Source organism: Acetobacter farinalis (genome assembly GCF_011516935.1).
Taxonomy (GTDB): Bacteria; Pseudomonadota; Alphaproteobacteria; order Acetobacterales; family Acetobacteraceae; genus Acetobacter; species Acetobacter farinalis.
This window is the reverse complement of sequence record NZ_WOTF01000032.1, coordinates 1-9,833: the sequence shown is the minus strand read 5'-3', so window position 1 is coordinate 9,833 and position 9,833 is coordinate 1. Positions and strand designations below refer to the sequence as shown.

The following is a 9,833-nucleotide window of genomic DNA, read 5'->3' as shown; positions in this document are numbered from 1 at the left end:
TATAATCATGACAGACCCAACATGGGGAACGGTGGGTTCACACCCGCCCAGAAACTAAAAGCAGCTGCCTGAATTCTCAGTCAGAACCCCTCTAAAAATGGGGGGATTACCGGACCAGTCTTCCAGGACGTCTCGATGAGTGAGATCACGCCAATCTCCTTCTTCAGACTAAACATTTCTATCTCTACCTAAAAAAATATGATGAGATCGTGACCTTTCCATTTCAAGAAAAGTGAAACCCTCATGGACAATGCTCCCGCATCGCGCCATGCAAGAGCGAGAGCGTTGGCGGTTTTCCGGGGAACGCGCCCAGAGCACTCCCACCCAACCCGGTTTCATAAAAATGCTCTATCTTCTTGTTTGAATGCGCATCCTCTCCTGTTCATGGCTCCTTGCGCACAGAAGCGGCACTAACACTCTGGAAGATTGACAGCCAATCCACCAAGAGACGTTTCCTTGTAACGATGGTTCATATCACGCCCTGTCTCGGCCATTGTGCGGATCACCTGATCAAGGGAGACATGGTGCGTACCATCCCCATGCAAAGCGAGTGACGCCGCATTGATTGCCTTGATCGCGCCGAAGGCGTTGCGTTCGATGCAGGGAATCTGAACCAGCCCTGCAACGGGATCACACGTCATGCCCAGATGATGCTCCATCGCGATTTCAGCGGCATTTTCGACCTGAAACGGACTTCCCCCCAACGCCGCGGCAAGACCGGCTGCAGCCATGGAGGATGCAACACCCACCTCCCCCTGGCACCCGACCTCGGCTCCGGAAATGGACGCATTGAGCTTGAACAGCCCCCCAACCGCCGCAGCTGTCAGCAGAAATTCATGTATCCCCAAACGGGCGGAACTTTCAGACGCATGCGGGCAGAAATCACGATAATATCTGAGCACAGCTGGAATAATTCCTGCAGCACCATTTGTGGGAGCTGTCACCACACGTCCCCCGGAGGCATTTTCCTCATTCACCGCAATGGCGAACAGGCTGATCCAATCCATGATCCCGTGTGATGACTGCGCATTGATAGTCTCCCGGGCGCGCAGGCGTTCATGAAGCGCCGCGGCACGGCGGCGAACCTTCAAACGCCCCGGCAGAACGCCGCCATGGCTCAATCCGCGTTCGATGCACGCCATCATGACATCAATGATATGATCCAGATATGCCTCTGTCTCGTCAAATGAACGCAAGGCGGTTTCATTAGCCATCACGACACCGGCGATACTCAGCCCGCTCTCCCTTGTCCGCTCAAGAAGTTGCTCCGCGCTGACAAAATCAAACGGCACCTCAGGCTGAAGGTAGCCCGAATTTTCCGTTGCATTTTCATGGACAATAAAGCCGCCCCCCACCGAACAGAAGCGGACACATTCCAGCGGCGTGCCTGCGTTATCAAGAGCCTCGAACTGCAAGGTGTTCGGATGGACCGGCGGAATGGTCTCACGATCCAGCACCAGATCTGCCGAAGGATCAAAAACAATGGTTTGCCCCCGCACACGCACGCTGCGGCTGGCCCTGACATCCGCCACGACCGTGGTAGCTGCATCCGGATCAACCGTCTGGGGACTTTCCCCGGACAGACCGAGAATAACCGCCGTGTCTGTCGCATGCCCCTGCGCGGTCCAGGCCAGTGAGCCGTAGAGAGTGACCCGAAACCGGGCCACCCTTTCCAGATTTGGGAGTGACGCCGCAAAACGCTGCGCGGCACGCATCGGCCCAACCGTGTGAGAGGAAGACGGGCCAATACCAACTTTAAAAAGGTCGAACAGACTGATCATGCGGCTCTCGACAAACGGTGCTCAGGCGCCCGGATAGGCGACATCATAAATGGGAAAGCGGCTGCAGAGTTCCTGAACTTCCGCCCGCACGCGCTTTTCAACCTCTTCGGCGGCGGGTGTCCCGTGTGCGCTGAGAACGTCATCAATAAAACGGCCAATCTCGCGGAATTCCTCCTTACCAAAGCCCCGTGCCGTGGCGGCAGGGCTGCCCAACCGCACGCCTGATGTCACGAAGGGAGATTCAGGATCATCCGGCACCGCATTCTTGTTGGCAGTGATCCCTGCACGCTCCAGCGCGGCATCGGCAACTTTACCAGTCACCTTCTTCGGGCGCAGATCAACGAGAACGAGATGGCAATCCGTGCCACCTGTCACGATGTCAAACCCACGTTTGAGCAATTCATCGGCCAGAACTTCCGCATTTTCAATAACCGCACGCTGGTAGGATGCATAGGACGGCTGCAACGCCTCCCCGAATGCAACTGCCTTGGCGGCAATCACATGCATCAATGGACCACCCTGCAGGCCGGGAAAAACCGCAGAATTGATTTTTTTCGCGAGATCACCATGGTTGGTCAGAATAATGCCGCCACGTGGCCCGCGCAGGGTCTTGTGCGTTGTACTGGTCACAATATGAGCGTGCGGTAGCGGGTTCGGATAAAGCCCCGCTGCAACCAGACCGGCAAAATGCGCCATATCGACCATCAGAAAAGCGCCAACCTCATCCGCTATCTTGCGGAAGCGCGCGAAATCGATAATGCGCGGATAGGCAGAACTGCCCGCAACAATAATTCTGGGCTGATGCTCACGTGCGAGACGCTCCACCTCCTCATAATTGAGGAAGCCCGTATCAGGATGAACCCCATACTGCACGGAGCGAAACCACTTACCCGAGTAGTTGGGTGCTGCTCCGTGCGTCAGGTGCCCACCAGCCGCCAGACTGAGACCGAGTATGACATCACCGGGCTTGCCGAGCGCCATGAACGCCGCCTGATTGGCATTGGCACCGGAATGAGGCTGCACATTGGCGAATTCCGCACCGAAGAGTTTCCTTACGCGGTCAATGGCCAGAGCTTCAATACGATCCACATCCACGCACCCGCCATAATAGCGCTTGCCCGGCAGACCTTCGGCATACTTATTGGTCAGAACCGATCCCTGTGCTTCCAGAACAGCAAAAGAAGCCAGATTCTCGGACGCGATCAATTCGATACCGTCCTGCTGCCGATGCAGTTCATCACGCAGGATTTCTGCAACGTCCGGGTCGGTTTCCAAAAGAGGTTCACCAAAAAAACGCTGGCGTTCACTCTGTTCTTTTTCATTCATCATAAGGTGCATAAGGCTGCCTTTCCTATGCAAGACCACTTTTTACCCGGGAGTGCATCTGCTCCCTGATATCATCCGGATCTCGACTGTGATGCACACGCTGAAGTGCTGAGTGTTGAAAATCCTAGGATAGTTTGTGTGGCCTTATCGCTTATACAAACGACACAGACTTGTAGTGCTGCGACAGACCGCACCGCACCACGGTTTTTCTGATATCAGGAAAGGCTGAGCGCTCACGCACTCCTGCACGCGGCAAGCCGGAACGTTTTTCGGCCTGTATCGGGAATATGTTTTTTGTGACGAATCCGAAATAAGATGCGTCGCTTTCATTCATGCATGCTTCAATCCAGCTTTCTAACCTCACACCATGCGCGACACGGTATCCATTGTTTCGGAATTACAATGGAATCAGGTAAACGGAGCCTTGTCCCATAAGGGATTACGCACATGAACGACCGTATTGCCTCCTGCGGGCATGCGGTTGCCGTTGGTGTGATCCGCCCCGGCAAACCAATCCGGGGGAAGAAGAGGCAGATAACGACGATCAGCTCTCGTCAGGGAAATGTATCGGAGTTCGTTCAAGCCTGAAGAATGCTTTTTAGAATCCGCGTCAGAAACTGGAGATCCCGGAGTCCTTAACAGCATGCAACGACCTGTAAAAAACAACGATCAACGTCTCTCGACGGTTCTGTTCTCGTCCACCATCATGGTTTCCGTTCTGGTGACCAGCCATGTGGCGCAGGCAGCATCACCTCACGGGCGGCATCATGGGAAAGCAGCCGGAAGCGTTGCGGTGCCCGCACCACCCCCTCGCCATGTCGCGGCGAAACGCGCTGTGTTCCGAATGCCCCCGCCACAGAATGAAGATATCGCCGTTTCGGTTCGGCGTCGTGCACATGGCACCATGATCACGCTCGGTGCCAGCGCCATTGCCCGGGCTGTTCCCGGCACAAACCCGCTCAAGGTGCTGGCGCAACAGCCCGGCGTGATGTTCCAGTCGGATGATCCGCAGGGGGTGGATACCTGGTCCACCCAGATCTACATGCACGGTTTCCTGCAGAACCAGATCAGCACGACACTGGATGACATGCCTCTGGGTGAATTATCCTACCGCAACTACAACGGTCTGAACCCTGTTCAGGCCATCAGTTCGGAAAATGTCGGAAGGTTGGATGTCTCGACCGGTGCGGGTGCTGAATCCGTTGCCAGCACCAACAATCTTGGTGGCTCGATCGCGTATCATTCCTCGGACCCGAAGGAGAAGATGGGCGGCACGTTGGCCCAGACATTCGGCAGCAATGCCCTTTATCATTCCTTCATCCGCTTTGACAGCGGCAAGCTGAACCATACCGGCACCAAATTCTATGTCTCCTACATGCGTAACGACACCGATAAATGGAAAGGTGGGGGCAACCAGTTCTTTCAGCAGGTGAATGCGAAACTCGTCCAGCCCGTGGGGGATGACAGCAAGATTTCCACCTTCTTTGATTTCAGCCAGTATGAACAATTCAATTATCAGGATTACTCTCTGGATATCCTGAAAAATGGCGGCCCTTACATAGACAATTACTATAATGGAAAAAACAGCGGCTATCTCTCCGCCATTCAGGCTGCACAGGGGCATTATCCTGCGTCCCTCAACGGGATCAGTGACAAGGCGGATGCGGCCTATTACGACAGCGCATCCGCCGCGACTGATTTCTTCGGCGGGCTGACAGGAGACTTCCGCCTCACCGACAGAATGCGGTGGAAGACCACATTTTACGGGCACGGTGAACACCAGTTCAACCACTGGACCAATCCGTTCTATCCCTCTCCTTCCGGCGCACCGATGTATGAACAGGTGAAGGAGCCAAGCATCCAGCGCTTTGGCATTCTCTCCTCTGTTCGGTACGAGATTGCCCATAACCATATTGAAGGCGGCGTCTGGTATGAAAATAACCAGTTTGTCTCATCAATGTGGGGCTATTCGCAGCCAAATGTGGTCAATGGCGTTATTCAGGGCACGCCGCTCAACCCGATCGGCAACCCTCGTGAGACGCCCTTCATGCAGCTTTTCGGGCAGACCACGAACACGAATACCTTCACGGCCTTCGTTCAGGATACGTATAACCCGCTGCCAAACCTTGCCGTGCATTTCGGGTTCAAATCGATGCTCAACACCTCACGCGCGGGGGATGGGTATCTCAATACGTCTTATTACGGCGCAGCTTCCTCAGCCGCTGGCACCCTGACAACTGCTCGCGCCTTCCTGCCGCATATCAGCGGTGACTGGCACTTCCTGAAGCATCACGAACTCTATTTTGATATTGCTGAAAACGTGCATGCTTACCCACAGGGACAGTACAAGACCGTTGCCTCACCTTTCGCGGTGACACAGGCTGCGTTCAATTACGCCCGGCCCACCCTGAAACCTGAAAGTGACTGGAGCTACGCAGTAGGATACCGCTACTCTGACAGCCTTCTTGACGCGACACTACATGCCTATCACACAGATTTTTCAAACAGGCTCCAGCAGATCACGTCCGGCAATATCGTCAACCCGATTTCCACGGTGCTGAATGTCGGCAATATCACGATGAATGGTGTCGATGCTGGCCTGACACTGCACTTGTTCCACGGCCTTTCCCTGTATAACAGCATCAGCTGGAACCACTCGACATATGACAGTAACGTGTCATCACAGGGGGTGACTTATTATACCAAAGGCTCGCAGGTCGTGGCCTATCCGCGCCTGATGTATAAATCCAGCTTGAGCTACGTCTATCGCAACTTTGATGCGCATATCGATGCCTCCTACATGTCACAACGCAATCTGAGCTATACGGGTGACACCAAGGTGCCGTCCTACTGGCAGGCAGATTTCGGCATGCGCTACAAATTTGGCAATATGGGGAAATATGCGTCTGCTCTGGGTTTTGTGCAGAATCTGGAACTTGATTTCAATATCTACAATCTGACAAACAAGTTCTATGTCACGACAATGGGTGAAAACGGTTTCCCGCTATCGGGTGATTATCAATCGTTCCTGATCTCTCCCCCTCGTCAGTTTTTCGGATCAATCCGCGCCGAATTCTGAGGAGGCCCTCCCGCCCCCTGTGAAGGAGTTCCTCTCCGGAGTGCTCCTTCACAGGGTTTCGTGGCGGACCCGCGCACTCACAACAGCACAATGCCTATAACAGCAATCAGGGTCTGGTGGTCACCCCACCAGACCCTGATTGCTCTTGGACCCCTGCATCAGGCCGCACTATGCCTCAGAGGACTGGCACCCCATAACGACGTTCCCCTGACAGGGCCTGAAGGATGTCGGCATCATCACATACTCCGACCAACGCGCCCTCATCCTCCACCAGAACCGGAAAGCCGCTGCGTTGCCGCAACGCGATAACCTCACCCAGGCTCATTTTCGCCGGGACAACGCAGACAGCCCCCTGCTCCCACTCCTGAAAGGCCCTGAGCACTCTCTCCTGACCAGCAATGTGAACCACTCTCCCCTCCGGGCTGAGGGCAAGAGTGCCCCCGTCCAGCATTCCGTCCGGCCGAAGAGGCAAATCCTGCGTGTGGCGCATGAAGGTTGAAGCAAGAAGCGTTGGCAGCGGGTTCATATGGCGGATAAATTCCGCCACATAATCATTGACCGGACGCAGGGCGATATCATCAGGAGTGCCGGTCTGAATAATACGCCCTTCACGCATGATCGTGATATGGCTGCCGATTTTCAGAGCTTCATCAATATCATGGCTGACAAACAGGATGGTTTTCTTCAGCCGCTTTTGCAGATCCATCAGCTCGTCCTGCAATTTCCGGCGGATGAGCGGGTCAAGCGCGGAAAATGGTTCATCCATCAACAGGATATCAGCATCGGTTGCAAAGGCGCGTGCAAGCCCCACACGCTGCTGCATACCGCCAGACAATTCATGAACCCGGGCATCTGCCCAGTTTGAAAGGCCGACCAGCTCCAGCTTTTCCTCGACAATTTCCTTTCGGATTGACGGCGCCATATCGCGCAATTCAAGACCAAACCCCACATTATCGCGCACGCTGCGCCAGGGGAGCAGGCCAAACTGCTGGAAGACCATGGCAATGCGCGTCTTGCGCAATGCGCGCAGTGTATCATCATCACAGCGTGCGATATCGAGCCAGGCAGAGCCGTTACCAATCCGCACCTCACCACGCACAGGCTGGTTCAGGCGATTGGCCGCACGGAGAAGAGTCGATTTACCAGACCCCGAAAGCCCCATCAGCACGCTGATCTCGCCCCGCGCCACAGCGAGATTTGCACCCGCAACCCCCACGGTGACCTTCAGGGCACGGCTGATTTCCTCACGCGTTTCGCCAGCATCCAGCCGCGCCAGTGCTGCCTCGATCGCACCACGCCGCCCGCTGCGGTCAAACAGGATATCAATATTGCGGAATTCCAGTGCCGCGTTCGTCATTTTGCTCATGATGCAGACTCCTTCGAACGGCAAAGACGATCGAGCATGACAGCGAGAAGTACGATAACAAAACCAGATTCAAAGCCGACATCGACCTGCACGGTATTCAGCGCGCGCACCACGGGTACCCCCAGCCCTCCGGCCCCGACCAGTGCGGCAATCACGACCATTGAAAGGCTGAGCATGATACATTGCGTCAGGCCCGCCTGTATCATCGGGAGCGCGGCAGGCAGTTCCACCTTCCACAGGATCTGCCGTTCGGTTGCTCCAAAGGCCTCACCCGCCTCGATAAGGGCGCGCGGCACGCGGGCAATACCCATCTGCGTCATGCGGATTGGGGCGGGGATCGCGAAAATGATGGTGGAGATGATACCCGGCACAGTGCCCAGCCCGAACAGGATCAGGGTCGGAATAAGATACACGAAGGTTGGCAATGTCTGCATCAGATCCAGAACCGGATGCAGCACCTGCGCCAGTCGGGCACGATGCGCGCTGGCAACACCCAGCGGCACACCAATTGCCATGCAACACAGGGTTGAAAACAGAATGAGAGACAGCGTTGCCATCGTCTCGTTCCAGTATCCCTGATTGATAATGAACAGTAACCCCAGCCCGATCAGCGCCACCAGCGCCCACGAGCGGTGCAGATACCACGCCCCGACGACGGCCGCCGCCACCAGCAGCAAAGGCGGAACACTCAGCAGCGATATGGTGAGGCCATCCACACAGGCCCCGATCCCATCACTGATCGCATCAAAAAACCCCAGCCCATAATGCCGGACCATATCAATCATGGCCGCCATGGCAGTGCCGACGGGAATTTTATGGTCCGTAATCCATTGTTCCGGTGCCGTCATCTGTGTGGCCTTTATTCAGCAGCGTTCAACGCCGTTCCGTTCAATTTGCGTGCCTCGCGGAAATTTCGTGTTTCTGCACTAGTGTTCCGTAACCTGACGCGTCCATTCCGGCAGATTGTAAAAGTTCGAGATCCGGGCGACCTTGCCATCCCGCAGGGTGAAAAACGCACCTGCCGGCAGCACGTAGGTTTGCCCGGCTGCCTCCGGCAGGCCATCATCCGTGCTGAGATACGTGCCATGCACGACGAATTCCGCCGCCGCACGGCTACCGTCTTCATTAACCATCACCACCACGTCACGGATGGTCTCGCGGTAGCACCGGTCCATGCGGGCCAGAAAGGCACGGAACAGCGCCACCCCGGTCTCGCTGCCGCCCTGGTTGATGTCATGCACGACATCCTCCGCCAGCAGAGCAAGAAAGGCCTCCCTGTCTCCAGAATTGAAGGTATTATAATATATTTTTATCAAGTCTCGTGAGGATTCAACGGGCATGACGGGCTCCTGTCAGTCAGAGGAAACGTGAAGTGAAAGGGAGAAAGCCGGATGCGGGCACGTGGGCTGGCCAGTCACGGCAGTTGCGCACGGCCCCGTCCTCCCGCACTGCGGCCAATGTAGCGGGATCAAGCGTGGCAAAAGCCCAGGACGCCGTATTCATCGCCCCTTGGGCAAGAATGCCATCAGGCGGGAACCCGCGGTCCACGGGGCCGTAGATCGCGGGGCAGCCACAATTCATATCCAGTGTTTGCAACCATGGTGCCTCACCAACTGTGGGTGCCACTGCAACAAAACACTGGTTTTCCAGCGCTCGCGCTTGTGCGGAGAGGCGGACGCGGTTGAAGCCTTGCAGCGTATCCGTGCAGGTCGGCACCAGAATCAGCCATGCTCCGGCCTCAACCTGCGCGCGTGTCAGCATCGGGAATTCAGAATCGTAGCAGATCGCGGTGCCAATCAGGCCCCAGGGCGTTTCAAACACGCCCGGTGGCTCTCCGGCCCGCACGCCCCAGATCTCGCTCTCAAAACGGGTCATGACATGCTTGTCCTGAAACGCCACGCGGCCATCGGGCGCAATCAGGGGGGCCCGGTTCCGGACAAAACCATGTTCAGGGCGAGGCAGGGTACCGGGCATCAGCCACACGCCGTGGCGCTGCGCCACGCCGGTCATGATCTCCAGCAGTGTGTCACTATGCTGGCATATGGCCCGCAATTCCGCCGTGGCATCGGACTGCTCCTGCTCCATGACCGCCGGAGCGGCTTCCATGCAGGCATATTCGGGCAGCAGCAGCAGATCGGCCTGCCGTGCACCCTCCGCAACCACACGGTCCAGATGGAGGGATCGAAGAACCGTTGATTGATGTGCTTGGCCAGTAATTTCTGGGTTTTGGCGATTTGATTGACGGTTTTCTGGAGAGCTTTTGATCTGCGTTTTGAGCAGA

8 protein-coding genes are annotated in these 9,833 nt (G+C 56.1%); 1 reads left to right on the top strand and 7 read right to left on the bottom strand.

Annotation, left to right across the window (positions count from 1 at the left end; translation table 11 throughout):
* Positions 1-410: 410 nt before the first annotated feature.
* The 3 genes from GOB82_RS12545 to GOB82_RS12535 form a co-directional block, all read right to left on the bottom strand.
* Complete coding sequence (locus tag GOB82_RS12545; protein ID WP_166123587.1) at positions 411-1,781, bottom strand: L-serine ammonia-lyase; 1,371 nt, start codon at positions 1,779-1,781, stop codon at positions 411-413.
* A gap of 21 nt (positions 1,782-1,802) precedes the next feature.
* Positions 1,803-3,110 carry a serine hydroxymethyltransferase gene (gene glyA / locus GOB82_RS12540; protein ID WP_377792229.1) on the bottom strand — a complete coding sequence of 436 codons (1,308 nt, stop codon included), beginning with the start codon at positions 3,108-3,110 and terminating at the stop codon, positions 1,803-1,805.
* A gap of 148 nt (positions 3,111-3,258) precedes the next feature.
* Positions 3,259-3,441, bottom strand: a complete 183-nt coding sequence (locus tag GOB82_RS12535; protein WP_166123585.1) for a hypothetical protein — start codon at positions 3,439-3,441, stop codon at positions 3,259-3,261.
* 309 nt (positions 3,442-3,750) lie between these two features.
* On the opposite strand from GOB82_RS12535, the gene GOB82_RS12530 reads away from it, so the two are divergent.
* Entirely contained in the window at positions 3,751-6,186 is a 2,436-nt protein-coding gene (locus tag GOB82_RS12530) for a TonB-dependent receptor (protein ID WP_242007410.1), read from the top strand.
* Positions 6,187-6,361: 175 nt separating this feature from the next.
* Here the strand turns inward: GOB82_RS12530 and GOB82_RS12525 are convergent, their stop codons facing one another.
* The 4 genes from GOB82_RS12525 to GOB82_RS12510 all read right to left on the bottom strand — a co-directional run bounded on the left by GOB82_RS12525 (position 6,362) and on the right by GOB82_RS12510 (position 9,715).
* Complete coding sequence (locus GOB82_RS12525) at positions 6,362-7,552, bottom strand: quaternary amine ABC transporter ATP-binding protein (RefSeq protein WP_338078196.1); 1,191 nt, start codon at positions 7,550-7,552, stop codon at positions 6,362-6,364.
* Positions 7,549-8,400, bottom strand: a complete 852-nt coding sequence (gene choW / locus GOB82_RS12520; RefSeq protein ID WP_166123583.1) for a choline ABC transporter permease subunit — start codon at positions 8,398-8,400, stop codon at positions 7,549-7,551. The genes GOB82_RS12525 and choW overlap by 4 nt, the downstream gene beginning before the upstream one ends.
* A gap of 78 nt (positions 8,401-8,478) precedes the next feature.
* Positions 8,479-8,892, bottom strand: a complete 414-nt coding sequence (locus GOB82_RS12515) for a ketosteroid isomerase-related protein (RefSeq protein WP_166123581.1) — start codon at positions 8,890-8,892, stop codon at positions 8,479-8,481.
* A 16-nt stretch (positions 8,893-8,908) separates the two neighbouring features.
* Positions 8,909-9,715 (bottom strand): carbon-nitrogen hydrolase family protein, encoded by an 807-nt coding sequence (locus GOB82_RS12510; RefSeq protein WP_338078195.1) that lies wholly within the window; start codon positions 9,713-9,715, stop codon positions 8,909-8,911.
* Positions 9,716-9,833 lie beyond the last annotated feature (118 nt).

Coding starts and splice junctions, on each gene's coding strand:
- glyA (WP_377792229.1), bottom strand. CDS start 3,110: ATGATGAATGAAAAAGAACAGAGTGAACGCCAGCGTTTTTTTGGTGAA.
- GOB82_RS12525 (WP_338078196.1), bottom strand. CDS start 7,552: ATGAGCAAAATGACGAACGCGGCACTGGAATTCCGCAATATTGATATC.
- GOB82_RS12535 (WP_166123585.1), bottom strand. CDS start 3,441: ATGAATGAAAGCGACGCATCTTATTTCGGATTCGTCACAAAAAACATA.
- GOB82_RS12530 (WP_242007410.1), top strand. CDS start 3,751: ATGCAACGACCTGTAAAAAACAACGATCAACGTCTCTCGACGGTTCTG.
- choW (WP_166123583.1), bottom strand. CDS start 8,400: ATGACGGCACCGGAACAATGGATTACGGACCATAAAATTCCCGTCGGC.
- GOB82_RS12515 (WP_166123581.1), bottom strand. CDS start 8,892: ATGCCCGTTGAATCCTCACGAGACTTGATAAAAATATATTATAATACC.
- GOB82_RS12545 (WP_166123587.1), bottom strand. CDS start 1,781: ATGATCAGTCTGTTCGACCTTTTTAAAGTTGGTATTGGCCCGTCTTCC.